This is a genomic window from Lentzea atacamensis, from assembly GCF_003269295.1.
GTDB lineage: Bacteria > Actinomycetota > Actinomycetes > Mycobacteriales > Pseudonocardiaceae > Lentzea > Lentzea atacamensis.
Genome location: NZ_QLTT01000008.1, coordinates 190,295 through 215,867 on the forward strand (window position 1 = coordinate 190,295; position 25,573 = coordinate 215,867).

Here is a 25,573-nt window from a genome sequence, read left to right on the forward strand (position 1 = left end):
TGGCACAGTGGGGCGGGTGACGTGGCGACTGGGTGACCTGACCGTGAACCGGGTCGGTTTCGGCGCGATGCGCCTGCCGCAGCAGGGAGGCGCGTTCGACCCCAGCGCGAAACCCCGGGACCGGGCGCAGGCGATCGATGTGCTCCGCACGGCGGTCGAGCTGGGCGTCAACCACATCGACACGGCCGCCTACTACTTCTCCACCACGAGGTCGGCCAACGAGCTGATCAACAGCGCGTTGTCGCCGTACCCGGACGACCTGGTGATCACCACCAAGGTCGGGCCGAGCAGAACGCCGCAGGGGGAGTGGCTGCCGCTCGCCACGCCGGACCAGCTGCGCGGCCAGGTCGAGGAGAACCTGCGTCAGCTGGGCAGGGACCACCTCGACGTCGTGAACCTGCGGGTGAGCGGGCTCGACGACATCAGCCGGCACTTCGAGCGGCTCGCGGCGCTGCGCCAGGAGGGGCTGATCCGGCACCTCGGGCTGTCGAACGTCCGGCCGCACCACCTGGACCAGGCGCAGAAGATCGCGCCCGTGGTGTGCGTGCAGAACTCGTACGGGCTCGGCCACCACCCGGAACAGGACGACTTCCTGGGCGTCTGCGGGGACAGAGGTATCGCGTTCGTGCCGTTCTTCGCGCTCGCGGGCGCGAACAAGGAGGCCGGGACGTCGGCGGAGGACGACGACGTCACGGAGATCGCGCGCGCCCACGGCGTCTCGCCAGCGCAGGTCCGTCTCGCCTGGACGCTCGCGCGCGGACCGCACGTGCTCGTCATCCCCGGTACAGGCGATCCGGAGCACCTGCGGCAGAACGTCGAGGCGGGCGAACTGAGCCTGACCCCCGAGGAGCTCACCCGCCTCGACGCCCTTCACCTCAACGGGAGCTGATCCGCCGGAACAACCAGGTGGCGAACGCGAAGGCCACCACCAGCAACCCGCCCGACCACGCCAGCGCGAGCCACCCCGCGTCCGCGCGCTGGCCGGCCAGCAACGCCCGCACCGTCTCGATGATCGGGGTGATCGGCTGGTGCTCGCTGACCACCCGCAGCACCGCGGGCATGGTCGTGGTCGGCACGAACGCGCTGCTCAGGTACGGCAGGAACAGCATGAAGAAGCCGAGCACGCTCGCCGACTCCACCGACCGCGCGATGACGCCGAAGCCCGCGGCGAGCCACGACAGCGCCAGCACGTACAGCAGCAGCAAACCCATCGCGAGCACCCAGCCGAGCACGGTCGCCGTGGGCCGGAACCCCATCCCCACGGCGACCAGCACGACGATCGCCGTGGCGAGGGCGTTGCGCGCGACCGACGCCGTCACGTGGCCGGTCAGCACGGCGAAGCTGCTGATCGGCATCGAACGGAACCGGTCGACGGCGCCCTTCTTCATGTCGTCGGCCACCGACATGGCCGTGGACGTGGCGCCGTACCCGGTGCACAGCACGATGATTCCGGGCACCACGTAGTTCACATAGGACGTTCCCGTGGCGATCGCGCCGCCGAAGACGTAGACGAACAGCGCCATCATCATCACCGGGAGCAAGATCGACATGAGGAGCGTGTCGAGGTTGCGGCGGCTCAGCCGGACGCTGCGGCCGACCATCGTGAGCCTTCCGGTCATGCCGCCACCCTGGTCAGGCTGGTGAAGACGTCGTCGAGGGTCGGTCGGTGGGTGGACACGCGTTCCGTGCGCACGCCCGCGACCAGCAGGTCGTCCAGCACCCGGTGCAGGTGGGCCGCGCTGCCGTCGGACGGCACGCTGAGCCTTGACTCGGCCCGCACGCCACCGAGCAGGGCCTGCGCGCGCCCCGCGTCGAGCGCGGTGGCGAAGTCCAGGTCGAGGCGGGTGCCGCCGACCTGGTTCTTGAGCGCGTCGGCCGTGCCGTCCGCGACGACGTCGCCGCGGTGCAGCACCACGATCCGGTCCGCGAGCCGGTCTGCCTCCTCCAGGTACTGGGTCGTGAGGAAGATCGTCACGCCCTCGCGCACCAGCTCACCGATGGCGTCCCACATCGTCGTGCGGCTCATCGGGTCGAGCCCCGTCGTCGGCTCGTCCAGGAACAGCAGCCGGGGCCGGGAGACCAGGCTCATCGCGAGGTCCAGCCGCCGCCGCATGCCGCCGGAGTAGGTGCGGACCCTGCGGTCGGCGGCGCCCACCAGGTCGAACCGCTCCAGCAACTCCACCGCACGAGCACGGGCCGCCGCGCGGGAGAACCGGCGCAGCCGGGCGATCATCACCAGGTTCTCCCGGCCGGTCTGCTCGTCGTCCACGGCCGCGTACTGGCCGGTCAGGCTGATCACGCCGCGCACCTTCCCCGGCTCGCGCACCACGTCGAACCCGGCGATGCGCGCCGTGCCGCCGTCCGGCCTGGTCAGCGTGTTGAGAATCCGGATCGTGGTCGTCTTGCCCGCACCGTTCGGCCCGAGCAACGCGAGCACCGATCCCTCCGCCACCTTCAGATCCAGGCCGGTGAGCACGGTGTTCTTGCCGTAGCTCTTCCTCAGCCCCGCTGTTTCGACGATCACTCGCCACCCCCTTTATGCGTACCTCATACGCAAAACCTGAATTAGCGTATGACATACGCATCTGTTTGACTAGGGGGTATGAAGAGGGGGCGCAAGCCGACCATCGACGCCGCCGACATCACGCGGGCTGCCATCGCGATCGCGGACGCCGAGGGTCTGGCCGCCGTGTCGATGGCACGGGTCGCGCAGGAGATGGGCAACGCGACGATGGCCCTCTACCGGCACGTGAAGAACAAGGACGAACTGCTCGCGCTGATGTGGGACGCGGCGATGGAGGAACCGCCGCCGCTGCCCGACGGCGAGTGGCGCGACAAGCTCGGGTTCTGGGCGAGAGCGGTGCTCACGGCCATCCGCAGGCGCCCGTGGTTCCTGCAGATCCCGGTCAGCGGCCCGCCGTCCGGACCGAAGAACCTCGCCTGGCTGGACAGCGCGCTCACCGCCCTCGAAGGCGTGCCGCTGGAGCCGGGGGAGAAGATCGGCGTCGTGATGGGCCTGTCGACCTTCGTGCAGGGCGAGGCGCGGCTGAGCTTCACGCTGTCCCAGGGGTTCGAGGAGGACCCGGCCCAGTTCAACCACCAGTACGGGCAGAAGCTGCGCGAGGTCGTCGACCCCCGCAGAATGCCCGCGCTCGCCAAGGTCGTCGAGGCCGGCGTGTTCGACCTGGACGACGTGCTCGACGTCGAGGACCTCGGGGCGGACTTCGACTTCGGCCTGCACCTGTTCCTGGAAGGCGTCGCGGCCCACATCGACGGGAAGAGCACATGACCTACGCGGCGATCATCCTCACCGGCGGCAAGGGCGAACGGCTCGGCGGCATCGACAAGGCCGCACTGTCCTATCGGGATGCGACGCTGCTCGACCACGTGCTGTCCGTTGTGGACGATGCGAGTCAGATCATCGTGGTGGGACCGGAGAAAGACCTTCCCGGCGTCATCTGGGCGCGTGAGGACCCGCCCGGCGGTGGTCCGCTCGCCGGGCTCGCCGCGGGACTGCGTGAGGTCACCGCCGAACGGGTCGCGGTCCTCGCGGTCGACCAGCCCGGTCTCACCAGGAACACGATCGCCAGGCTGCGCGAAGCCGGCGGCAACGCTGTGCTCAAGGACGATCGCACGCAGTGGCTGATCGGCATGTGGAACACGGCCGAGCTGCGCGCAGCCCTACCTGAAGATCCACGCGATCTGCCGCTGCGCAAGACTCTGCAGCAGTTGAACCCGGTGGAGGTGTCCGCTTTGCCCGGTGAGGCGCGTGACGTCGACACACCGGCCGACCTGGACACCCTTCACAGCGGTTGAACAGGCGAAGAGCAAGACTGTTCCACTATCGGTAAAACCCTGTTCCGCATGGAGGCCCGCACGTGACCGAGCCCGCCGCCGAGGCAACGCCGAACGCATCGGCGCCCGTCACCCCGGCTCGTGACGCCCAGCTGCTCGAACGCACCGTGTTCGAGGTGAAGCGGGTCATCGTCGGCCAGGACCGGCTCGTCGAGCGGATGCTCGTGGGTCTGCTGGCCAAGGGCCATCTGCTGCTCGAAGGTGTGCCGGGCGTCGCGAAGACGCTCGCCGTCGAGACGTTCGCCCGCGTGGTCGGCGGATCGTTCTCGCGCGTGCAGTTCACGCCCGACCTGGTGCCCGCCGACATCCTCGGCACCCGCATCTACCGCCAGTCCAGCGAGGCGTTCGACGTCGAGCTCGGCCCCGTCGTCGCGAACTTCGTGCTCGCCGACGAGATCAACCGCGCGCCCGCCAAGGTGCAGTCGGCGATGCTCGAGGTGATGGCCGAGCGGCACGTGTCGATCGGTGGCCGGACGTTCCCGATGCCCAACCCGTTCCTGGTGCTGGCCACGCAGAACCCGATCGAGAACGAGGGCGTGTACCCGCTGCCGGAGGCGCAGCGCGACAGGTTCCTGTTCAAGATCCAGGTCGAGTACCCGACCGCCGAGGAAGAGCGCGAGATCGTCTACCGCATGGGCGTCGAGGCGCCCACGCCGAGCCAGGTCCTCTCGCCTGAGGAACTGGTGCGCCTGCAGGGCGTGGCGTCGCGCGTCTTCGTCCACCACGCGCTCGTCGACTACGTGGTGCGCCTCGTGATCGCGACCCGCGCGCCCGGCGAGCACGGCCTCACCGACGTCGCCGGCTGGGTCGCCTACGGTGCCTCGCCGCGTGCGTCGCTCGGCATCATCGCCGCCGCCCGCGGCCTCGCGCTGGTCCGCGGCCGCGACTACGTGCTGCCGCAGGACGTCGTGGACGTGGTGCCGGACGTGCTGCGCCACCGCCTGGTGCTCTCCTACGACGCGCTGGCCGACGGCGTGCCGATCGACCACATCATCACCCGAGTGCTGCAGATCGTGCCGTTGCCGCAGGTGTCGGCCCGTCCGCAGCAGCCGGTCGCGGCTGGTAGGCAGTGAGCCCCAAAGACGCTTCAGCGAAGGCCGAGAAGGAGCGCCCCTCGTGGGCGCCGCCCATCCTGCGCGGCGTCCGGATGGAAGCCGCCCTGCGGATGCTGGAGCTCGACGTGCGGCGCCGCCTCGACGGCCTGCTGCAGGGCAACCACCTCGGCCTCGTGCCGGGGCCCGGCACCGAACCGGGCGAGGCCAGGACCTACCAGCCGGGTGACGACGTGCGCCGGATGGACTGGGCGGTCACCGCGCGCACCACGGTGCCGCACATCCGCGAGACGGTCGCGGACCGCGAGCTGGAGACCTGGCTCGCGATCGACCTGTCGCCGTCACTCGACTTCGGCACCGCGGTCTGCGAGAAGCGCGACCTGGCCATCGCCGCGACGGCCGCGGTCGCGCACCTGACGCGCGGCGGCGGCAACCGGATCGGCGCGGCGGTCTCGACGGGCGCCGAGAGCATGCGCATCCCGGCCCGCGGTGGGCTGGCGCACGCGCGGGGCATGATCCGCAAGATCGCCGAGCTGCCGCGGGCCGAGGAGGGCACACGCGGCGACCTGGCGGCGTTGCTGGAACAGCTGCGCAGGCCACCACGGCGGCGCGGCCTGATCGTGGTCATCTCGGACTTCCTCGGTGGCATGGAGTGGCAACGTCCGCTGCGCGCGTTGTCCGCGCGGCACGACATCGTCGCCATCGAGATCGTGGACCCGCGTGACGTCGACCTGCCAGAGGTCGGCACCGTCGTGCTGTCCGACCCGGAGACGGGCCGCCAGCGCGAGGTGACGGCGTCGGCGTTGCTGCGCAAGGAGTTCAACGCGGCGGCCGCGGAACACCGCGCAGAGGTCGCCGCGGGTTTGCGCCGGGCGGGGGCCGGGCATCTGGTGCTGCGAACCGACTCGGACTGGATCGCGGACACCGTCCGCTTCGTGGTGGCGCGCAAGCGCCGCTGGTCAGGGGGTGTCGCGTGAGCTTCTCGAACTTCGTCGCCCCGTGGTGGTTCCTTCTGCTCATCGCGGTCGCACTGCTCGCCGCCGCCTACGTGGTGGTGCAGCGGATGCGGCGCAAGCGGGTGCTGCGGTTCACGAACCTGGAGCTGCTGGAGAAGGTCGCGCCCAAGCGGGAACGCTGGTCGCGGCACGTGCCGGCGGCGTTCCTGCTGGCCGCGCTGGCGTTGCTGACGGTCGCGCTGGCCGGTCCGACGTCCGAGCAGAGGGTGCCGCGCAACCGGGCGACCGTGATGATGGTCGTCGACGTGTCGCTGTCGATGAAGGCCACGGACGTGAAGCCGTCCCGGCTGGAGGCCGCGCAGGTGGCCGCCAAGTCGTTCGCCGAGGGCCTCACCCCCGGCATCAACCTGGGCCTGATCTCGTTCGCCGGCTCGGCCACCGTGCTGGTGGCGCCGACGACGGACCGCACGGCCGTCACGCAGTCGATCGACGGCCTGAAGCTCGCCCAGTCGACCGCGACCGGTGACGCGATCATGGCGGCGCTGGCGTCGATCGACTCGTTCGGCAAGGTCGTCGGCGGCGCCGAGGGTCCGCCACCCGCCCGCATCGTGCTGATGACGGACGGCAAGGAGACGGTCGGCACCCGCAAGGCCTTCGACGCGGCGGAGGACGCCAAGAAGGCCGGAGTCCCGATCTCCACGATCTCGTTCGGCACCGAGGACGGCGTGGTCGACATCGAGGGCCGCCAGCAGTCCGTGCCCGTCGACGACGACTCGATGAAGGAGATCGCGAAGCTCTCCGGTGGCGAGTTCTTCAAGGCCGCCTCCGCCGAGGAGCTGCGCCGCGTCTACGACACGCTCGGCGAGCAGATCGGCTACGAGAAGAAGCAGGCAGACGCGTCGAAGCCGTGGCTGTTGCTCGGCACGATGACGGCGATGTTCGCGGCGGCGGCAGCTTTGTTGCTCGGTCAACGCCTGCCGTAGGTCAGCAGCACGACTCCGTTGTCGAACGCCCTGGTGCCCTTGAGCGCCAGGGCGTTCGGCTTCTTGAAGAACGGGGTGCCCGCGCCGATCGCGACCGGGTTGACGTAGAGCCTGATCTCGTCGACCAGGTCGTGCTCGAAGAACGTCTCCAGCAGGTTGGGGCCGCCGACCATGCTGTCACCCGGCAGGTTCCTGATCTCGTCCGCGTCGACCTCGGTGCGGGTCTCGCTGTTCCACTCGGTGAACGTTCGCGTGCGCGAGTAGATGATCTTGCGCACGTTGCGCCAGATCGGGGCGAACTCGCGCATTTTCGGTGTGAAGTCGGGGTTGTCCTCGGCGTGCGGCCACGCCTCCAGCATCAGCTCGTGCGTGCGGCGGCCGTCGAGCAGCGCGCTCATCGTCGCCAGGTCGGCGTTGACGTAGTCGTGCATGTCCTCGCTCATGTGGTGCCAGCTGATGTCGTGGCCGGGTCCTTCGAAGAACCCGTCCAGCGAGATCGACGCCATCGTGATGATCACCCGTGCAACCTCCGGTATTCCGCCGCCGCGCCTGGATGCAGTGGCACTTTGCCCGTGTCGATGAGACTGCGCACGTCGAGGTACTGCGTGCCGAGGGCCTGGTCGGGCACGAGCTGCGCCGCCTTGGCGACCAGCAGCCGCACGACGGCGCCCGCGTACTCTGTGCTCAGGTCCGGCCGGCACACCAGCAGGTTCGGGGTGCCGATGGTGGGGATGTCGGCGTTGGAGCCGTACACGCCCATCCGCACGTCGACGCGTTCGTAGACCTTGCCGTAGTCCTGCCGGAGCCTGGGCAGGAAGCTGTCGAGCGGCAGGAGCCGGATGCCGCTGGCCTTGTTGAGCTCCGGGGTGGGCACGCCGCCGGACCACAGGAGCGCCGCGATCTCGCCGGCTTTGAGGGCGTCGATGGCGTTGCGCAACGGGTAGTGCTCTTCTTTCACGCCCAGCGCGAGCCGTTCGCCCTGCAGGGCGGCGCCGGAGCCGGCCGCGCCCAGGGACACCGGTTTGCCGATCAGGTCGGCGGCGGACCGGTACGGGGACGAGTCGAGGACCACGAGCTGCAGGTAGTTCTCGTAGACGCGGCCCACGGCGACGAGGCCGGGCTCCAGGTGGGCGCTGTCGCTCAGGGTCAGCGCGAGCTCGGCCGTGCCCTCGCGGAGGTGTTTGAGGTTGTCCGCGCTGCCGCCGGTCTGGACCGGGATGATGGTCAGCGGACTGGGGGAGAGGCGGGAGATCAGGGCGGCGAAGTCGTGGTAGAAGCCGCCTGGCTCGCCGCCGGCGATGCGGATCGTGCCGGACGGCTCGCTGGTGCCGCAGGCGGTGAGGGCAAGGGCGCCGAGGAGGAACGTTCGTCGTTTCACAGCAACGGCTCCTTCGGCAGTTCCACCGTCACGACCAGGCCACCGACGGTATCGTCGCTGCGCAGCGTCAAGGTTCCGTCGTGCGCCGTCACGATCCTCTCCGCGATGGCCAGCCCGAGTCCCGTACCGCGCTGCGAGTCGTCGCCGCGCCAGAACCGTTCGGTTGCCCGCGCGATGTCCTCTTCGGACAGTCCGTCACCGTTGTCCCTGACGATCAGCGTTGCCCGGTCGCAGATCACCGTGATCTCCGGTCCGCCGTACTTGATGGCGTTGTCCAGCAACACGTCCAGCACCTGCGCGAGGTCCGACACCGCGCACCGCACCAGTCCGGCCGCCCGGTCCTCGACGGTGATCGTCGCGCCGGCCGAGTGAGCTGCCGCGCGCCACGCGTCGACGCGGTCGTGTGCGACCACCTGCAGATCGGCCAGCTCCGGTTCCACGCCTCCCGCCGCGCGTTCGGTGGCGGTGCTCTCGGCGGAGGCCAGAGCCAGGAGGCCGTCCAGCAGCGACTCCAGGCGTTCGACCTCGGTCAGGAGTGACCCGTTGGAAGGCAGCATGTCCACGCGCAGCCGCAGGGCCGCCATCGGGTTGCGCAGCTGGTGCGAGGCGTCGGCGATCAGCCGTCGTTGCTGGTCGGCGGCCTCGGCCACGGCGTCGGACATGCGGTTGAACGACTCGGACAACGCCCGCAGCTCGGCCGGGCCGGCGGTGTCGGCGACGTGTGTACGGCGCTGGCCCTCGGCGACCGCGCGGACGCCGCGATCGAGTTCCTTCAGCGGCCGCAGCAGCCAGCGGGCGACCACCAGGGCCAGCAGGACGCACGCGCACGCCGCCAGCAACGCTCCTGCCAGCACGAACGCCCACCGGCGAGCCACGTCCAGGGCTGCGACGCTGGTCGAGGCGCGCAGCACGACGGCGCCCGCGACCTTCGTGCCGGTGCCGACCGGGCGGGCGAACAGGACGTCGCCGCCGCTCCACGGCATGACCGTCGGCACGGGTGCGGCAGGCTGGTTGCGCAGGGCGGCGTCGATCTGCGCGGACACCTCGGCGATCTTCATCCCGGCCTCGACGACGGGTTCGCCCGCCGCGTTGACGACCACGACCTCCTCGCCGTAGATCTCGTGGTACCGCAAGGCCTCGGACACCACGACGTCGGCGGGCAGGGTGGCGAAGCGGTCGAGGTCGGCGGTGCGGCTGATCACGAACTGCTGGGTGCGCTCGGAGGCGGTGCTCATCAGCAGCGGGACGGCGAACGCGGTGACGGCCGAGAGCGAGAAGAGCAGCAGCACCAACAGAAGCCGTTGCCGCATCTATTCACCGAGCCGGTAGCCGAAACCGCGGATCGTGTGCAGCAGTCCTGGCCGGTCGAGCTTGGCCCGCAACTGCGTGAGGTGGACGTCGAGCGTGCGCGACACCGCCACGAAGGCGTTGCCCCACACCTCGTCCATCAGCTGCTGACGGCTCACCGCGGTGCCCGGCCGGCGCGCGAGCACCGCCAGGACGTCGAACTCCTTGGTGGTCAACGAGATCTCGCGCCCGCCCACCTGGACCTGGCGGCTCTGCAGGTCGATCTCCACATCGGACACCCGCACGACGTCGCCCGGCTCCTGCGACCGTGCCGCACTGCGCCGCGCCACCGCGTCGATGCGCGCCAGCAGTTCCGCCAGCCGCACCGGCTTGACCAGGTAGTCGTCCGCACCCAGGCGCAGCCCGCGCACCACGGTCCGCTCGTCGCCGCGCGCGGTCAGCACGAGCACCGGCACCGGGTCGATCTTGCGGAGCTTGCGCAGCACCTCCAGGCCGTCCTGGTCGGGCAGGCCGAGGTCGAGCAGCACCACGTCCGCGTCGCGGTGGGCGATCAGCGCGTCGGCGCCTCTGCGCACGCGGGCAGGCCGGTGGCCGTTCGCCCGCAGCGCTTCCACCAGGGCGTCGGCGACACCGTCGTCGTCTTCGACCAACAGCACCCGCATGGGAGAAGTATCGCCCCAGATGGTCGTTTCCGGTGTATCTCGACGCGCCTAAGTGAATGTAAAGAAGCTTCTGCCCAGGTTGTGAGGGGTGTGGCGGCGCCGAGATCGTGTCGGCCATGACAGTCGTTCAGGAGAAACGCGCCGAACGCCGAGTGGTGGCGAACGTGCTGCGCGGATCAGTCGGGAATTTGATCGAGTGGTACGACTGGTACGCGTACACCGCGTTCAGCATCTATTTCGCGGCGGCGTTCTTCCCCAAAGGCGACCAGACCGCGCAGCTGCTCAACACCGCCGCCGTGTTCGCCGTCGGGTTCCTCATGCGACCGCTGGGCGGGTGGCTGCTCGGCCGTTACGCGGACCGCCACGGCCGCAGGGCGGCTCTGACCCTCTCGGTCACCCTGATGGCGCTCGGCTCGCTGATCATCGCGCTGACCCCGTCGTACGCCACGATCGGTGTGGCCGCGCCCGTCCTGCTGGTGCTGGCGCGGTTGCTGCAGGGTCTGTCCGTCGGTGGCGAGTACGCGACGTCGGCGACCTATCTGTCCGAAGTGGCCTCATCGCGCCGCCGCGGGTTCTACTCGAGCTTCCAGTACGTGACGCTGACGGCCGGTCAGCTGGTGGCGCTGGGCGTGCAGATCGTGCTGCAGCAGTTCCTCTCCAAGCCCGAGATGACGGAGTGGGGCTGGCGGATCGCGTTCGTCATCGGCGCGACCGGCGCGATCGTCGTGATGTGGCTGCGGCGCGGGATGGACGAGTCGGAGAACTTCGAGCGGCAGAAGGACAACCCCCAAAAGGGCACCTTCCGGGCGTTGCTCAAGCACCCCAAGGAATGCCTGCTGGTCGTCGGCCTGACGCTGGGCGGCACGGTCGCGTTCTACACCTACACGACCTACCTGCAGAAGTTCATGGTGAACACCAGCAAGATCGACGCCGCGACGGTCAGCTGGATCAACTTCGCCGCGCTGCTGGTCTTCGTGGTGCTGCAGCCGATCGCGGGTGCGCTGTCCGACCGGATCGGGCGCCGTCCGCTGCTGCTCGGGTTCGGTGTGCTCGGCACGCTGGTGACGGTGCCGCTGTTGTCCACGCTCGCGAAGACGTCCGAGGCGTTCCCGGCGTTCCTGTTGATGCTGGGCGGCCTGGTGATCGTCACCGGCTACACGTCGATCAACGCGATCGTGAAGGCCGAGCTGTTCCCGACGAACATCCGCGCGCTGGGGGTCGGTCTGCCGTACGCGCTGACGGTGGCGATCTTCGGCGGGACGGCCGAGTACGTGGCGCTGTGGTTCAAGCAGGCCGGCATGGAGTCGGTGTTCTTCTACTACGTCGCCGGGTGCGTGCTGATCTCGTTGCTGGTCTACGGGTTCATGCGCGAGACCTCGAAGGACTCGGTCCTGGACAAGGACTAGCCGCGTTCGAGCACACACCACGCGGAGGGCGGTCTTGCGGCGACCGCCCTCCGCCTCTCTCCACGAGCTCAGCACCGCTCCTCGGTGAAGGCGGCGCCTCCACCGGAGACCGAGCCGTACGCCATGGTGCAGAACCTGCAGCGTGTTCGCGCCCCGCGACCACACCTCCTGCCGGCCGCGTGCGCCGCTGTTCTCGTCGATCGCACCGTCACCCCTGGTGACGGCCACGGACGCGACGAAGTTGCGGTGGCCGGCCTTCCACGAGTCCCAGACGTAGATGTAGCCCCAGTTCTTGTTGCAGCCCTTGAACTGCTTCACGGAGGCGACGGTCTCGCCGCCGGCCTTGATGTACTTCGTGGACCCGATCTGCGTGACGCTGCCGCAGCGCGGGTTCGACTCGGCCTGCGCCGCGCCCGTGAAGGTCACGGCGATCGCCGCGGCCGCCAGGACGGCGGCACCAATCCTCTTGTGCATGCCCAAGACGGTGGACGACACCGGTTGGTCAGCGGTTAATCACACCGAGGCGGGTCGCGAGCACGGTGGCCAGGTGCAGCGGTTCGCGGCCGGTGGTGTGGCGGATCTGCGTGCGGCAGCTGAAGCCGTCCGCGATGACCACCGCGTCCTCGTCGTCCCGGAGGGCGGGCAGCAGGTCCTGCTCGGCGCACGCGATCGAGACGTCGTAGTGGCCCTGCTCGAACCCGAAGTTGCCCGCGAGGCCGCAGCAGCCCTCGACGATCCTCGGCGCGATCCCGGCCTTGGTCATCGCCTCGCGGTCCGGGTCGAAGCCCAGTTCCGCGTACTGGTGGCAGTGGGTCTGCACGACGGCCTCCCGTGCGCCTTCCAGCGCGGGCAGCTTCGGTGCGACGTGCGCCGCGAACGTCCGGGTGGCGTCGGCAAGCGCTCGCACGGCACGGTCGTCGGAGAGTTTCGGGGCCTCCGTCTTGAGGAACGCCGTGCAGCTCGGCTCCAGGCCGATCACCGGGATGCCCCGGCTCGTCCACGGCAGCAGGGCCCGCGCGGTGCGTTCGACCACGCGGCGGGCCTTGGCGAGCTGGCCGGTCGAGTGCCACGTCAGTCCACAACAGACGTTGGCGGACGGGATCTCGACGCGGTTTCCGAGGTGCGCCAGGACGTTGGCGGCGTCGATGCCGATGCCCGGCTCGAAGAAGTTCGTGAACGTGTCCGGGAACAGCAGCACCGGATCGCCCTTGCCGAGCGGGTGCAGCTGGCGGACCAGGGGAGTGGTCGGCGTGGGCAGCTCGCGTTCGGGCGTGATCCCGGCGAACCGGCCGAAGCGCGCGGTGAACCGGTTGACCAGCCCGTACTTCAGCCAGGTCGGCAGCCAGCCCATCGCATAGTGCGACCGCGGCCGCACGCGCCCCTTGTAGTGCTCGTGCAGGAACTCCGCCTTGTAGCTCGCCATGTCGACGTCGACGGGGCAGTCGCGCTTGCACCCCTTGCAGCCCAGGCAGAGATCCAGTGCCTCGGCGACCTCCGGAGACCGCCAGCCGTCCTTGATCACGTCACCCGCGAGCATCTCGAACAGCAGGTGCGCCCGGCCGCGCGTGGAGTGCTTCTCCTCTCGCGTGACCCGGTAGCTCGGGCACATCACGCCGCCCTTGGTGTTCAGGCACTTGCCGACACCGACGCACCGCCGTGTGTCGCTCGCGAATTCCGCACGTGTCGGAATCCGGGGTGGTGCAACGAGAATCCGCAGGTCCTCGTCGAGCTTTCGCGGCTGCACGATCCGGCCGGGGTTGAGCAGGTTGCCCGGATCGAACGCGTTCTTGAAGTCCTGGAACGCCCTGATCGCCTCGGGCGGGTACATGCGGCTGAGCAGTTCGGACCGCGCCTGGCCGTCGCCGTGCTCGCCGGAGAGGCTGCCGCCGTGGCTCACCACCAGGTCGGCGGCGTCCTCCAGGAACTCGCGGTAGCCGTTCGCCAGGTCGAAGTCGATGCGGACGTGCAGGCAGCCCTCGCCGTAGTGGCCGTAGGTGATGCCGCGCCGGCCGTGCTTCGCGAGCAGCTGGTCGAACTCGCGCAGGTAGGCGCCGAGACGGTCCGGCGGGACGGCCGCGTCCTCCCAGCCCGACCACGCCTCGCCGCCGTCGGGCATGCGGGTGGCGAGTCCGGCACCGTCCTCGCGGATCCGCCAGAGCGCCCGCTGGTGCGCGGGGTCGTGGATGATCATCGAGTTCCTGGTGAGCCTGGCGACGCGCTCGGGGTGGTCCTCGACCTCCACGAACAGCCAGCTGCGGCCTTCCGGCAGGTCAGGGCGCACCCGCACGTTGCGCACCAGCGCCTCGTCGATGCCTTCGACCGCCAGCGCGTCTTCGATCTGTGTGACCTGGTCGGCGGCGTCGTAGGTGTCCGCGAAGCCGAGCACGACCAGGACGCGCCGCTCGGGCCGGCGGACCAGCTTCAGCTCGGCGCCCAGCACCACGACACAGGTGCCCTCGGTGCCGACGAGCTGCTGGGTCAGCGTCGGCGCGTCCAGGGCGTACCCGCTGACCCGGCGGCTGAGCCGGGGAAACCACGCCGGGTCGAACGACGGCAGGTCGAACGCGGGTGGGCTCGTCGTGTCGAACGTGCGCCCGTCGGCGGTCAGCACGTGCAGGTTCGTGACGTTCTCGCTGGTCTTGCCCCACTTCACCGAGTGCGCGCCGCACGCGTTGTTGCCGATCATCCCGCCTATCGTGCAGCGCGAGTGCGTGGACGGATCCGGGCCGAACACGTGGTCGCCCGCCAGGGAGTTCACGCGGTCGAGCACCGCGCCGGGTTGCACGCGGGCCCTGTCGCCGTCGATGTCGATCGCGTTCAGGTACCGGCTGAAGTCGATCACCAGACCGGTGCCGCACGCGTTGCCCGCGATGGACGTCCCCGCGCCGCGGCTCGTGATCGGCACGCGGTGCTCCGCGGCCAGCCCGACGGCCGTGACCACTGCGTCGGTCGTGCGTGGACGGACGACGACACGCGGCACGTGGCGGTAGTTCGACGCGTCCGCCGAGTACAGGGCCCGGCTCGCCGGGTCGTCGAGGACGTCGCCGTCCACGTGACGGTGAAGTTGATCGAGAAACGCCCGCATCACCCGATCATGCCTGGCCGGATGTGACATGGCTTGCGCCGATACCGGCCTACCTGCCGGTAGCCGATAGCCTCACCCAGATCAACCAGCAGCGATTCTCGGGAGAGCTAGTGAGTCGGTCCGTTCTGGTCACCGGAGGCAACCGCGGCATCGGCCTCGCGATCGCGCAGGCGTTCGCGGCGCAGGGCGACAAGGTCGCGGTGACCCACCGCGGTTCCGGCGCTCCGGAAGGCCTGCTCGGCGTGAAGTGCGACGTGACGAACTCGGAGGAGATCGACGCGGCGTTCACCGAGGTCGAGGCCGCGCACGGACCGGTCGAGGTGCTGGTCTGCAACGCGGGCATCACCCAGGACACGCTGCTGCTGCGCATGAGCGAGGAGCAGTTCACCCAGGTCGTCGACGCGAACCTGACCGGCGCGTTCCGCTTCGCCCAGCGCGCCTCCCGCGGCATGCTGCGCAAGAAGTTCGGCCGCATCATCTTCATCTCGTCCGTCGTGGGTCTCACCGGCGGCGCCGGCCAGGTCAACTACGCCGCGTCCAAGGCGGGCATGGTCGGCATGGCGCGGTCGATCGCGCTGGAGCTCGGCTCGCGCAACATCACCGCGAACGTCGTCACGCCCGGCTTCATCACCACCGACATGACGGCCGAGCTGCCGGAGGCCGTCCGCGAGGCCGCGCTGAAGCAGATCCCGGCCGGTCGTTACGGTGCGGCGGACGAGATCGCGCGCGCCGTCACGTTCCTCGCGGCGAACGAGGCGGGCTACATCAACGGTGCCGTGCTGCCGGTCGACGGCGGCCTCGGCATGGGCCACTGAAGTTTCCGAGTTTTTCGTACTGCGAAAGGGTTTAGTCAAGTGACCGGACTGCTCGAAGGCAAGCGACTGCTGATCACCGGTGTGATCACCGACGCGTCGATCGCCTTCCACGTCGCACGCGTCGCCCAGGAGCAGGGCGCCGAGGTCGTGCTGACCGGGTTCGGCCGGATGAGCCTCGTGCAGCGGATCGCCCAGCGCCTGCCCAAGCCCGCACCCGTGGTCGAGCTCGACGTGCAGAACCAGGAGCACCTGGACACGCTGGCCGACCGCGTGCGTGAGCACGTCGACGGCCTCGACGGTGTCGTGCACGCCATCGGCTTCGCCCCGCAGAGCTGCCTCGGCGCGCCGTTCATGGACGCGCCGTGGGAGGACGTCTCCGTCGCGATGCACGTCTCGGCGTACTCGTACAAGGCGCTCGTGCAGGCCGTCCGCCCGTTGCTGTCGCACGGTTCCTCGGTCGTGGGCCTCGACTTCGACGCCCGTCAGGCCTGGCCCGCCTACAACTGGATGGGCGCGGCGAAGGCGGCGTTCGAGTCGATCAACCGCTACATGGCGCGCGACCTCGGTCCCGACGGCATCCGCGTGAACCTCATCTCGGCGGGCCCGGTGCGCACCATGGCCGCGAAGTCCATCCCCGGCTTCTCCGAGCTCGAGAAGATGTGGGGCGAGAAGGCTCCGCTGAGCTGGGACGTCGACGACCCCACGCCGGTCGCGAAGTCGGTCTGCGGCCTGCTGTCCGACTGGTTCCCCGCCACCACGGGTTCGATGGTCTTCGTCGACGGCGGTGTGCACTTCCTCGGTCTCTGACACCTCACCGGCTCGTCGTGTGAGCCGATCTGGCGTCTGATTGGATGGGGCGGTGAGTTTCGATGCGCTGCTCTGGTTGTCGTTCGGTGGCCCAGAGGGTCCTGAGGACGTCCGCCCCTTCCTGGAGAACGTGGTCCGCGGACGTGGCGTGCCGCCGGAGCGGCTGGACGAGGTCGAGGCCCACTACCAGCACTTCGGCGGCGTGTCGCCGATCAACCGCCTGAACCTCGACGCCATCGAGGCGGTCAAGGCCCGCGGCTTCGAGCTGCCGATCTACTTCGGCAACCGCAACTGGCACCCGATGGTCGAGGACACCGTCGCGCAGATGAAGGCCGACGGCGTCCAGCGGGCGCTGGTGTTCCCGACGAGCGCCTACGGCGGCTATTCCGCTTGCCGGCAGTACGACGAGGACATCGTGCGGGCGCTGCAGGCCGTTCCCGGCGGCCCCGAGCTGGTGAAACTGCGCCAGTTCTTCGACCACCCGCTGTTCATCGGTGCCTTCGCCGACGCCGTCCGTGCCGCCGCCTCGTCGTTGACGGGGTCGTACCGGGTGGTCTTCACCGCGCACTCGGTGCCGGTGTCCGCCGACAAGGCCGCCGGACCGCCCGCCGAGGGCGGGTACCGCTACTCGCGCCAGGTCGTCGAGGCCTCCCGCCTGGTCGCCGCCGAGCTGGGCGTCACCGAGTACGACGTGGTGTGGCAGTCGCGGTCCGGCCCGCCGCAGATCCCGTGGCTCGAACCGGACATCGTCGACCACATCGAAGCCCTGCACGCCAAGGGCGTCACCGGGGTCGTGGTGTGCCCGATCGGGTTCGTGTCCGACCACCTCGAGGTGGTGTGGGACCTCGACACCGAGGCCCGCGACCGGGCCGCCGAGCTCGGTATGGAGTTCGCCCGCGCCGCCACCCCGAACTCGGACTCGCGCTTCGCCGAGCTGGTCGTGGAGCTGGTCGCCGAGCACACGTCCGGTGTGCCCGCGCGGAAGCTCTCGGAGTTCGTCGCCGCGGGCTGCACGGTCAACGGCGAGCCGTGCGCGCCGTTGTGTTGCGAACCGGTCAAGAGGCCTGTCCGGAGCTAGTGGTGCGTTCCGGACCGTTGGCGAGGTGATTCACGCTCAGCAGGGTGCCTCGCGGCACGATGCACCCGTCTGACCGCGAATTCCCCGGCAACGTTCTGGGTCACACCACTGGACGACCGTTTTCAACGGGTGAAGAATTGGTCGATGACCAGTTCCGCGGCCGTTGAGGTCACCGGGCTCCGGGTCCGCCGGCGCAAGCGTCTGGTCCTGCGGGACGTGAGCTGCACGATCCCGCAGGGCAGTGTCACCGGGCTGCTCGGCCCCTCCGGCTGCGGCAAGACGACCCTGATGCGTTCGATCGTCGGCGTGCAGATCGTCGAGTCCGGCTCGGTGACGGTGCTCGGCTCGCCCGTCGGCAACCCCGGCCTGCGCAACAGGATCGGGTACGCGACGCAGAACCCGGCGGTCTACGCCGACCTCACCGTGGCGGAGAACCTGCGCTACTTCTGCTCGGTGCTGCGCGCTCCCCGTTCCGACGTGGCGCGTGTGATCGACGAGGTCGGGCTGGCGGCGAACGCCTCGCAGCTCGTGTCGTCGTTGTCCGGCGGCGAGTTGTCCCGGACGAGCCTCGCGGTGGCACTGCTTGGCACGCCTGAGCTGTTGGTGCTCGACGAGCCGACGGTCGGCCTCGATCCGTTGCTGCGTGACGAGCTGTGGACGTTGTTCCGCACGTTGGCCTCGCGCGGTGTCACGTTGCTGGTGTCCAGTCATGTCATGGACGAAGCCACTCGCTGCTCGCGGTTGCTGCTGATGCGCGATGGCGCCCTGCTCGCCGACGACACGCCGGGCTCGTTGCTGTCGACGACTGGCACGGACGACCTGGAGCAGGCCTTCCTCTCGCTGGTCCGGGCGAGGGAGGCGGCGTGAACACCTCGATCCTGCTCGCCACGACCGCGCGGATCCTCAACCAGTTCCGCCACGACCGCCGCACCGTCGCCCTGATGGTGCTCATGCCGTCGCTGCTGCTGGTCCTGCTGCGCTTCGTCTTCAACTCCGAGGCCGCCTTCAGCCGCGCCGCTCCCGCGTTGCTGGCCGTTTTCCCGTTCGCGATCATGTTCATCGTCACGTCGATCACCACGTTGCGGGAACGCACGACGGCGACGCTGGAACGCCTGATGACGATGCCGATCGCCAAGCTGGACCTGCTCTTCGGTTACGCGCTCGCGTTCGGCGTGGTGGCGCTGGTCCAGGTCCTCGTCGCGGTCGGGGTGTCGCTGTCCTGGCTCGGGCTGTCGATCGGCGGCTCGGTGTGGCTGCTCGTGGTCATCGCGGGGCTGGACGCGTTGCTGGGCACGGCTCTCGGCCTGTTCGCGAGCGCCTTCGCCCGCACCGAGTTCCAGGCCGTGCAGTTCATGCCGCTGTTCGTGATGCCGCAGGTGTTGTTGTGCGGGCTGTTCTCTCCGCGCGCGGAGATGACCCCGGTGCTGGAGTGGCTGTCGAACGTCATGCCGTTGTCGTACGCGGTCGACGCGCTGACCGCGGTGACGGCGTCCTCCGACATCACGGGCGAACTGGTGAAGGACCTGTCGATCGTGGCGGCGTGCGGGCTGCTCGCGCTGGTCCTCGGTGCGGTGACGTTGCGCAGGCGGACGCCGTGATCATGACGCGCCGGTCGGTTTGTGCACCAGACGGGCTCTGGCGGCCGCGCTGAGCGTCGCGACGCAGGTCGTCACCGCGGTCGAGGAAGTCACCTTCGGCCGGCAGTCCGCCTGCATGGTCGCGAAGCCGTCCTCGAGGTACATCAACTCGAGGCGGGTCTTCCTGACCAGCCGGGCCCGCTGTGCCTCGAACACGCCGAGGTAGCTCTCCTGCGCGTCGTTGTCTCCAATGGAATTGCGCGTCAGTACGAACAGGACAACGGCTGCGAGTACGAGTCCTGCCGTGATCGCCAGGTGCGTGGTGCCACGAACGCAGCCTTTCAGCGGCGGTGGCGGCCACGTGGCTGTTCGGGCGCAGATGACCCGACCGCGTGGTCATCGCCCTTGCAGGGCTCCGATGAGTGACTGCTCGGCGCCCGCCGGGAGCTCGCCGTCGTGGTCGATGGCGAACCGGACGATGGCGCGGAACTCGTCGCTGAAGCGCGAGTAGTACGGGGTGACCGGGCGTAATCGGGCGTTCTCGATGGCCCTGAGCAGCGTGCGGGCGTACGGGTGCTCGGTGGCGACGCGGCTGTCCTGGTAGACGATGCCGCGGGTGGCGGCGAGGCCGCCCCGTTCGAAGAGCAGCTGCTGGCTGCGCGGGCTCGTGAGGAACTCGATCAGCGCCTTGGCGGCGCGGGGTTTCGCGGACTTGGCGGAGATCGCCAGGTTCTGTCCACCCAGGGCGCTCGGGCCGGGCAGCGGGGCCACCTCGAAGTCGAGCCGGGGCCGGCCGGCGGACTCCTGCTGGTTGCCCTGCAGCACGCGGTGGTTGACCGGCCAGTTGCGCATGAAGACGACCTTGCCGTCGCGGAACGCCTGTGTGCTCAGCAGTTCCGTGTGCGACCGCGACTCCGGCAGCACCACGGGCTTGTCGCCCTTGAGCCCGTCGGCGAGCCAGCGCAGGGCGCGCCGCGTGCGGTCGGAGTCGATGACGACCTTGCCGGTCTCGTCGACCACCTCGCCCTTCTCCGCCCAGATCAGCTCCAGGGCGTTCACCGTCAGGCCCTCGTAGTCCGCGAACTGGCCCGCGTAGCCGGCCGCGAGCCGCGCGTCCTGTTGCGCGCGCAGGGTTTTCGTCGAAACGGTCGTGATCTCCTCCAGCTCGAGCGGCTCCTCCCGCACGAACTCCTTGCGGTAGAACAGCAAGCCCGCGTCCGTGTTGAACGGCAACGCCCACAGCACGCCCTGGTAGCGGCAGCTCTCCAGCGGCCGGCGGAGGAACCCGCTGGTGTCCACACCCTCCAGCGGTCTGAGGTGGCCGGACTGGGCGAACTCGGCCGTCCACGTCACGTCGAGGTTGAACACGTCGACGTTCGGAACCCGTTCCTCGGCCCGCGCGATCATCTCGCTGCGCTGCCCGTCCGCCTCGAGCGGCAGCTCCACGATCTCGGCCGGGTGTTCGGGGTGCTCGGCGTTCCACTGGTTGATCAGCGCCCGCCGCTGGCCGTCGTCGCTCTGGTCGCGGCCGCTGAGGACGATCAGCTTGCCCTTCTCCCACTCGGTGGACTCGCGGAACAGCGGCTGCACACCGTTGGTGAACAGGATCGTCAGCACGACCCCGACCGCCAGGCCCATCGCGAGCCACGAGCGGTTCGCCCAGACGACGCCCGGCGGGCCCAGCCTGGGGCGCGCGGCCCAGATCCGCTTCAGCCACCTCATCCGGCGCCTCCCCAGAGTTTGCGGAACAGGCCAGCCAGGTCGTCGCCCAGCGTGTCGACCGTCGAGTCGCGGCACTCGCCACCGGACGCGTCGGTGATGGTCGTCAGGGCGTGGGCCGCGCAGCTGGCGTCGCCCACCGCGATCACGAAGACGCGAACTCCCTTGCGCCGCACGGCTTCCACCACGTCCTGCCGCGTGTGGGCGCTGGTCGTGTCCTCGCCGTCGGTCAGGGCGATCACGGCGCTGATGTGGCCGGCGTCGTTCGCGCCCACCCGGTCGACGCTGTCGAGGATCGCCTGGTGCAGCGGAGTGCCGCCGCTGGGCCGGACCGCGCTGAGGGTGGCCGCGGCGGCGTCGCGGTCGCGGCGGCCCAGCGGGATCACCGGCCTGACCTCGTTGTCGCTGAAGACGGACAGGCCGTAGGTGTCGCGGGCGCCCATCTGGGTCAGGGCTTTGCGCACGCCGGCCACCGCCACGTCGAAGCGGGTGTCGCCGGTGGCCGTCTGTTCGGTCATCGAGCCGGACGCGTCGAGGGTCAGCCAGATGCGGCCGTCCCTTTTGGCCTGGTCGTACCTGCGCTGGAACTCGGGCCACGCGGACTCGGGCGGCGCGGCCTCGTCGCGGTCCAGCGCCAGGCCCGCCTGCACGCCGTGCTCCTCGCGGAACTCGGCGCCCGCGGTCTGCCGCGAGGGGCGCAGGCCGGCGGTGTTCAGCGCGGTCATGCCCTCCGCGGTGGTCAGCCAGGCCCGGAACTGTCGCGCCGGTGCGCGGGCCGCGTGGTTGGAGGTGTCCGGGGCGTCCCACTCGACGAGGTTCACCGGGTAGTCGGCGCGGTAGGTGTCGGACGGGTACAGCGCGATCAGGCAGGGCTCGGCGGGGCAGCTGGTCTTGTTGTGGCGCAGCAACACCTGCTCGGTCGTGATCTGCGCGGAGGCGGGGGAGAGCCGCGTGGCCTCGTCGACGCGGCGTTCCACGACGGCCGGCTCCAGCGTCTCGTACAGGGCGTGCGTGGCCAGCCTGGCGTCGGCCGACGTCAGCGGGTTCTGGCGGCCGATCGGGAGCCCCGTGCCGGCGACCTTGGTCAGCAGCTCGCCCCACTTCTCCGGCGTGCTGGAGACGACGTCGCGGCCCACGGCGGCGGGCACCGCGAGGACGACGGGGGAGAAGGCGACGGACTCACCCTGCTCGATCCGCACCGCGGAGCCGACGCGGCCGGTGCGGCGCACCACCTCCGCGGTCTCGGTGGTGGAGTCCGGCAGCCACACGTCCGGGTGCGGGCCGACCTCGCGCAGCGCCTGGGAGGACCACGACGAGCGCAACGCCAGCGCACCGAGGTTGCCCGGCGCGGAGTACACGTACAGACGCGCGGTGCGGCAGCCGTGGTTGCGCTCCGCCGTGTGCTGCTCGAACCGGCGCGCCACGTCCCCGATCGCGGGCAGGACGTCCGCCGACGTCAGCACCCGCACCTCGGTCGGTTGCGGGCACCCGAGCAGCAGCACCCGGCCGTACGCGATCACCGGCGGGGCGGCGAGTGCGATCACCGCGGCCGCGACGACCAGCACCGCGGTGAACACGACCCAGCGCAACCGGATGCGTTTCACCAACCGGTTCAGCTGCTCGATCGCGGAGGCCGACAGCACCAGCAGGAACGCGCCGATGCCGTAGAGCACCCAGGACTGCCATGTCGCGAGCGACCCCGTCGCCGCCTCGGACAACAGGTGCCCGGCGACGGCGGCCAGCATGACCGCGCCCGCGTAGCGCGGCGCTGTGCTCGACCGGCGCTGGTCGACGTCCTCCATCCGGCGTCCTCCCCTGAGCGCACTTTAGGAGGGGGCACCGACAGTTCTGGGGGAGTTGCGGCTTCTCGCGAGGTCAGCGGTGGAGAACCACTCGTTTGGGTCAGTGCCGCCCGGCGCCGGTGTCCGCCAGCACGCGCACGGCCTCGTCGACCGCCGCGCACCGTGCGCGTCGCACGGCCTCCGACACGGGACGCAGCGCATCGGTCCGCGCCGACATCGCCGACGCCGACATCGCGCCACCGGGCGAGTCCGACCTGGCGACGGACAGGATCGCGTCCACCTCGGCAGCCCGCTGCAGCACCCGCAGCGCGCGCGGCGGCATCGCGTCAGGCCACGGCAGCGAGGAGTGCGCGGCCGCGAGCTCGGCTATCTCGTTGCGCACGTTCGGGCGGTGCTTGGCCACGTCGAGGGACGCCAGCGCGGCCGTCGCCTCGCGCAGGGCGGCGCCCAGTCCCTGCTCGGCCTCGCCGATCGGGATGTGCTCCAGGCCGTTGGACGACGGCAGGTCGAACACCGTCCACCGCATCACCCCGTCGGCCACGATCTTCGGCACCAGGCCGACGTGCACGGACGGGATCACGAGCGCCTCACCGGAGCGCAGCGCGCACGTCGAGAGCGGGCCCTTGCCGCCCAGTCCGCGCACGTCACCCGGTACGGGCAGCACGAGCCGCGCCGAGGTCGCGCCCGCGCGCCGCAGGGACGCGAGCAGCAGGGCGGGGCCCACCGGGGCCTCGTCGGGACCGGGCAGGTCGAGCGCCGTTGCGGTGCCGTCGTCGTCGGCCACCACCTCGTGCTGCTCGGCCCACGTGTGCAGGGCGTCGAGGACGTCGTCGGAGGCGGCCAGACCGTGCAGCCATCCCGACGTCCACACGACCAGCGTGGCACTCGCACAGGACACCCGACGAGATTACGTTGCCGCGCCCCGGCTGCCCCACCCGGTGTGCCCGATCCGAGACACCTGCTTCGCGGGGCCGATGTGCTGTTCCAGCAGCGTCCGGAACGACGAGAGGTCCTCATCGGACGCGAAGGCCCGGTGCGGCACGGACAGCGACGCCGCGCCGTCGTCGAGCGTCTCCAGCACGAAACCCTGCCGCGTCTCGGTCCAGCCGGGCAGCTCCTCCCAGACGATCTCCTCGCGCACCGAGTTGCCCACGGCCATCCGGAACGAATGGTCGTCCGCGCTGCCCACCACGGTCCGGCTGATCATCTCGTCGGACGAGAAGCGCCACCACACCGCGACCGGCTCCATGAAGCCGATGACCAGCGCGCACACCAGGCCGAACAGCGCGACGGGGAACATGGCGTCGTCGAAGCCGAACAGCAGCACGAGCGAGAACCCGCCGAGCACCACCGCGAACCATGGCGCCCACTTGAACATCGGCACCATCGCACGCAGGCTGGCACGCCAGTCCGCGGGCGAGGGGGCCCACTTGAAATCGACACTGTTGCTCATCACCACGCATTCTCCTGCAGGATGCGGTCATGGGTCTGGGGGATTCAGAAAACAGGAGATTCGCGCGCAGAACCGTCCTCAAGGGGACGGCCGCGGCGCTCGCCGGACCAGGGGACAGCGCACGCGGCGGTGGACGACCCGGAACAGCGGCTGCTGCAGATGGTGCCCGGCGGCAACGGCGTGATCTGCACGCTGTACGCCGACGGCCGGTTGAAGTGGTTCAAGCACCTCGGCCGCGACACCGGCACGTACAACTGGGCGGACGGCAACGGCCGCGAGATCGGCTCAAGCTGGCAGATCCACCCCCACGGTGCTCATGTCGCAGGACGGCCAGATCTACGTGTTCGGTGGCTGGGACGGCATTTTCTACGCGGTGGACGCCCGCGGCGGCATGTACTGGTTCCGCTACTTCGCCGGTGACGGCTCCAACGGGCCGGGCGCGTGGGCGAACAACGGCGACGCGATCCACATCGGCACCGGTTTCGACCACGGCTCGTGCGTCGAGCGGTTCGCGGAGAACGGCGTCGTCTACGCGGTGTGGGTCAACAAGGACCACAACCAGCCCGACCGCGAGCTGCGCTGGTACAAGCTCAGGAACCACACCACGGTCGACCGCGACGGCGTCGTGTGGATCAACGGCAACGGCGCGCTCGTCGGCACGGCTTCACCGTGACCAGCGCTGCAACTGGCAGACGGACTTCACCGTGCCCGTGGGTTCCTGGGAGTCCGGTTTCCACGTGGTGAAGCTCGAAGGCGCGTACGGAATGCGGCAGTACATCCCGTTCGTGGTGAAGCCACAGCAGCCTCGGCACAAGGTCGCGCTGCTGCTGCCGTACCTGACGCACAACGCCTACAACCACTGGGGCGGGCACTTCCAGTACACGTGGGACGATCGCGCCACCGCATCACCACTCAGCGGCCGTTCGCCGACGCCAACATCGAGGCGCCCGGGTTCATCGACGTCCGGTTCTACGGCGACTTGCTGCTGCTGAAGTGGTTCTCCGACAACAACGTCGCCTACGACTGCTACCAGGACACGGACCTGCACAACCCGGCCTGGCTGTCGCAGTACAAGGTGCTGTTTCCCGCCACGCACCCCGAGTACTGGACGCCGCAGATGCGGGACGCCGTGGAGAACTACCTCGCGGGTGGCGGTCGCGTGATCTACACCGGTGGCAACGGCATGTACGAGCGCGTCGACCACCTCGCCCAGGCGGGACCGTACGTGCTGCACTGCAACGTGGACGGCAACCGGTGGCTTTGGCGCGATCAGGGCCGGCCGGAGTCGTTGGTGCTCGGCGTGGCGTACGACAGCTACTCCTACATGGACATGCATCCGTACGTGGTGGACGCCGAGCACCCGTTCCTGGAGGGCACCGGGCTCGCGGTCGGCGACGGGTTCGGCAGGACCGGGTACAACTTCGCGGCCAGCGGCTGGGAGGTCGGCACGCGCGCCGGTGCGGGCGCCGAGGCACCGGGCGTCGTCCAGTTCGCTCACGGCGTACAGCACCGCGGCGCCGAGATGTGCGTGCTGCCGAAGCCGAACGGCGGATGGGTGTTCAGCGCGGTTCCCTGTGTTTCAACGGCGCGCTGGCCCATGACCCGCGGATGTCGCGGATTCTCCTGAACGCGATGAA

The 25,573-nt window shown here is 69.9% G+C and carries 25 protein-coding genes and 1 pseudogene; 14 read left to right on the top strand and 12 right to left on the bottom strand.

Translation table 11 applies throughout. The features are described from left to right. Positions 1-16: 16 nt before the first annotated feature. Positions 17-889, top strand: a complete 873-nt coding sequence (locus tag C8D87_RS32035; RefSeq protein WP_267899897.1) for an oxidoreductase — start codon at positions 17-19, stop codon at positions 887-889. On the opposite strand, the gene C8D87_RS32040 is transcribed toward C8D87_RS32035, so the two are convergent. Beyond that, entirely contained in the window at positions 876-1,619 is a 744-nt protein-coding gene (locus tag C8D87_RS32040) for an ABC transporter permease (RefSeq protein ID WP_112229479.1), read from the bottom strand. The genes C8D87_RS32035 and C8D87_RS32040 overlap by 14 nt on opposite strands. Next, the gene (locus C8D87_RS32045; protein WP_112229480.1) at positions 1,616-2,524 is read right to left on the bottom strand and encodes an ATP-binding cassette domain-containing protein; all 909 of its coding nucleotides are present in this window, start codon (positions 2,522-2,524) and stop codon (positions 1,616-1,618) included. Before C8D87_RS32045 ends, C8D87_RS32040 begins: the two co-directional genes overlap by 4 nt. Before the next feature lie 78 nt (positions 2,525-2,602). On the opposite strand from C8D87_RS32045, the gene C8D87_RS32050 reads away from it, so the two are divergent. The 5 genes from C8D87_RS32050 to C8D87_RS32070 all read left to right on the top strand — a co-directional run bounded on the left by C8D87_RS32050 (position 2,603) and on the right by C8D87_RS32070 (position 6,846). Continuing rightward, a complete protein-coding gene (locus C8D87_RS32050) occupies positions 2,603-3,289 on the top strand; it encodes a TetR/AcrR family transcriptional regulator (protein WP_112229481.1) in 687 nt (228 codons plus the stop codon). Beyond that, complete coding sequence (mobA, locus tag C8D87_RS32055; RefSeq protein WP_112229482.1) at positions 3,286-3,816, top strand: molybdenum cofactor guanylyltransferase; 531 nt, start codon at positions 3,286-3,288, stop codon at positions 3,814-3,816. The genes C8D87_RS32050 and mobA overlap by 4 nt, the downstream gene beginning before the upstream one ends. A gap of 62 nt (positions 3,817-3,878) precedes the next feature. Then, a complete protein-coding gene (locus tag C8D87_RS32060) occupies positions 3,879-4,928 on the top strand; it encodes an AAA family ATPase (protein WP_109640295.1) in 1,050 nt (349 codons plus the stop codon). 74 nt (positions 4,929-5,002) lie between these two features. Continuing rightward, positions 5,003-5,884 (top strand): DUF58 domain-containing protein, encoded by an 882-nt coding sequence (locus C8D87_RS32065; protein ID WP_109640383.1) that lies wholly within the window; start codon positions 5,003-5,005, stop codon positions 5,882-5,884. Further along, positions 5,881-6,846, top strand: coding sequence for a VWA domain-containing protein (locus tag C8D87_RS32070; protein ID WP_109640294.1), 966 nt, complete (start codon positions 5,881-5,883; stop codon positions 6,844-6,846). Before C8D87_RS32065 ends, C8D87_RS32070 begins: the two co-directional genes overlap by 4 nt. Here the strand turns inward: C8D87_RS32070 and C8D87_RS32075 are convergent. Genes C8D87_RS32075 through C8D87_RS32090 form a run of 4 tightly spaced genes read right to left on the bottom strand, consistent with a single transcriptional unit; the run spans position 6,831 to position 10,194 of the window. Next, complete coding sequence (locus C8D87_RS32075; RefSeq protein ID WP_215732551.1) at positions 6,831-7,364, bottom strand: dihydrofolate reductase family protein; 534 nt, start codon at positions 7,362-7,364, stop codon at positions 6,831-6,833. The genes C8D87_RS32070 and C8D87_RS32075 overlap by 16 nt on opposite strands. Further along, positions 7,361-8,224 (bottom strand): TAXI family TRAP transporter solute-binding subunit, encoded by an 864-nt coding sequence (locus tag C8D87_RS32080; protein ID WP_109640293.1) that lies wholly within the window; start codon positions 8,222-8,224, stop codon positions 7,361-7,363. Before C8D87_RS32080 ends, C8D87_RS32075 begins: the two co-directional genes overlap by 4 nt. Continuing rightward, complete coding sequence (locus C8D87_RS32085) at positions 8,221-9,534, bottom strand: sensor histidine kinase (protein WP_109640292.1); 1,314 nt, start codon at positions 9,532-9,534, stop codon at positions 8,221-8,223. Before C8D87_RS32085 ends, C8D87_RS32080 begins: the two co-directional genes overlap by 4 nt. Further along, positions 9,535-10,194: a response regulator transcription factor gene (locus C8D87_RS32090; RefSeq protein WP_109640291.1), complete on the bottom strand. Its 660-nt coding sequence runs from the start codon at positions 10,192-10,194 to the stop codon at positions 9,535-9,537. Positions 10,195-10,310: 116 nt separating this feature from the next. Between C8D87_RS32090 and C8D87_RS32095 the strand changes: the two genes are divergently transcribed. Further along, entirely contained in the window at positions 10,311-11,600 is a 1,290-nt protein-coding gene (locus C8D87_RS32095; protein ID WP_112229483.1) for an MFS transporter, read from the top strand. A 502-nt stretch (positions 11,601-12,102) separates the two neighbouring features. Here C8D87_RS32095 and C8D87_RS32100 read toward each other — a convergent pair. Further along, positions 12,103-14,685, bottom strand: coding sequence for an FAD-binding and (Fe-S)-binding domain-containing protein (locus C8D87_RS32100; RefSeq protein ID WP_112229484.1), 2,583 nt, complete (start codon positions 14,683-14,685; stop codon positions 12,103-12,105). A 110-nt stretch (positions 14,686-14,795) separates the two neighbouring features. Between C8D87_RS32100 and fabG the strand changes: the two genes are divergently transcribed. From fabG to C8D87_RS32125, 5 genes are all read left to right on the top strand, one after another. After that, positions 14,796-15,500 carry a beta-ketoacyl-ACP reductase gene (fabG, locus tag C8D87_RS32105; RefSeq protein WP_112229485.1) on the top strand — a complete coding sequence of 235 codons (705 nt, stop codon included), beginning with the start codon at positions 14,796-14,798 and terminating at the stop codon, positions 15,498-15,500. Positions 15,501-15,539: 39 nt separating this feature from the next. Continuing rightward, positions 15,540-16,307, top strand: coding sequence for an enoyl-ACP reductase FabI (gene fabI / locus C8D87_RS32110; RefSeq protein ID WP_030471460.1), 768 nt, complete (start codon positions 15,540-15,542; stop codon positions 16,305-16,307). 52 nt (positions 16,308-16,359) lie between these two features. Then, positions 16,360-17,385, top strand: a complete 1,026-nt coding sequence (locus C8D87_RS32115; protein WP_112229486.1) for a ferrochelatase — start codon at positions 16,360-16,362, stop codon at positions 17,383-17,385. A gap of 144 nt (positions 17,386-17,529) precedes the next feature. Then, a complete protein-coding gene (locus C8D87_RS32120) occupies positions 17,530-18,252 on the top strand; it encodes an ABC transporter ATP-binding protein (RefSeq protein WP_112229487.1) in 723 nt (240 codons plus the stop codon). Then, positions 18,249-18,983, top strand: a complete 735-nt coding sequence (locus C8D87_RS32125) for an ABC transporter permease (protein ID WP_112229488.1) — start codon at positions 18,249-18,251, stop codon at positions 18,981-18,983. Before C8D87_RS32120 ends, C8D87_RS32125 begins: the two co-directional genes overlap by 4 nt. Here the strand turns inward: C8D87_RS32125 and C8D87_RS32130 are convergent, their stop codons facing one another. The 5 genes from C8D87_RS32130 to C8D87_RS32150 form a co-directional block, all read right to left on the bottom strand. Beyond that, positions 18,984-19,178: a hypothetical protein gene (locus tag C8D87_RS32130; protein WP_112229489.1), complete on the bottom strand. Its 195-nt coding sequence runs from the start codon at positions 19,176-19,178 to the stop codon at positions 18,984-18,986. Between the two features lie 180 nt (positions 19,179-19,358). Continuing rightward, positions 19,359-20,684, bottom strand: coding sequence for an extracellular solute-binding protein (locus C8D87_RS32135; RefSeq protein WP_112229490.1), 1,326 nt, complete (start codon positions 20,682-20,684; stop codon positions 19,359-19,361). Beyond that, a complete protein-coding gene (locus C8D87_RS32140; RefSeq protein ID WP_112229491.1) occupies positions 20,681-22,483 on the bottom strand; it encodes a vWA domain-containing protein in 1,803 nt (600 codons plus the stop codon). The genes C8D87_RS32135 and C8D87_RS32140 overlap by 4 nt, the downstream gene beginning before the upstream one ends. 100 nt (positions 22,484-22,583) lie before the next feature. Continuing rightward, a complete protein-coding gene (locus tag C8D87_RS32145) occupies positions 22,584-23,381 on the bottom strand; it encodes an FHA domain-containing protein (RefSeq protein ID WP_112229492.1) in 798 nt (265 codons plus the stop codon). Positions 23,382-23,390: 9 nt separating this feature from the next. Next, a complete protein-coding gene (locus C8D87_RS32150) occupies positions 23,391-23,936 on the bottom strand; it encodes a YcxB family protein (protein ID WP_146771932.1) in 546 nt (181 codons plus the stop codon). Positions 23,937-24,252: 316 nt separating this feature from the next. Between C8D87_RS32150 and C8D87_RS32155 the strand changes: the two genes are divergently transcribed. Both C8D87_RS32155 and C8D87_RS32160 read left to right on the top strand, forming a co-directional pair. Beyond that, positions 24,253-24,609, top strand: a complete 357-nt coding sequence (locus tag C8D87_RS32155; protein ID WP_146771933.1) for a hypothetical protein — start codon at positions 24,253-24,255, stop codon at positions 24,607-24,609. A 16-nt stretch (positions 24,610-24,625) separates the two neighbouring features. Next, a pseudogene (locus C8D87_RS32160) lies at positions 24,626-25,563 on the top strand (N,N-dimethylformamidase beta subunit family domain-containing protein); the annotation flags it as partial. Positions 25,564-25,573: the final 10 nt, after the last annotated feature.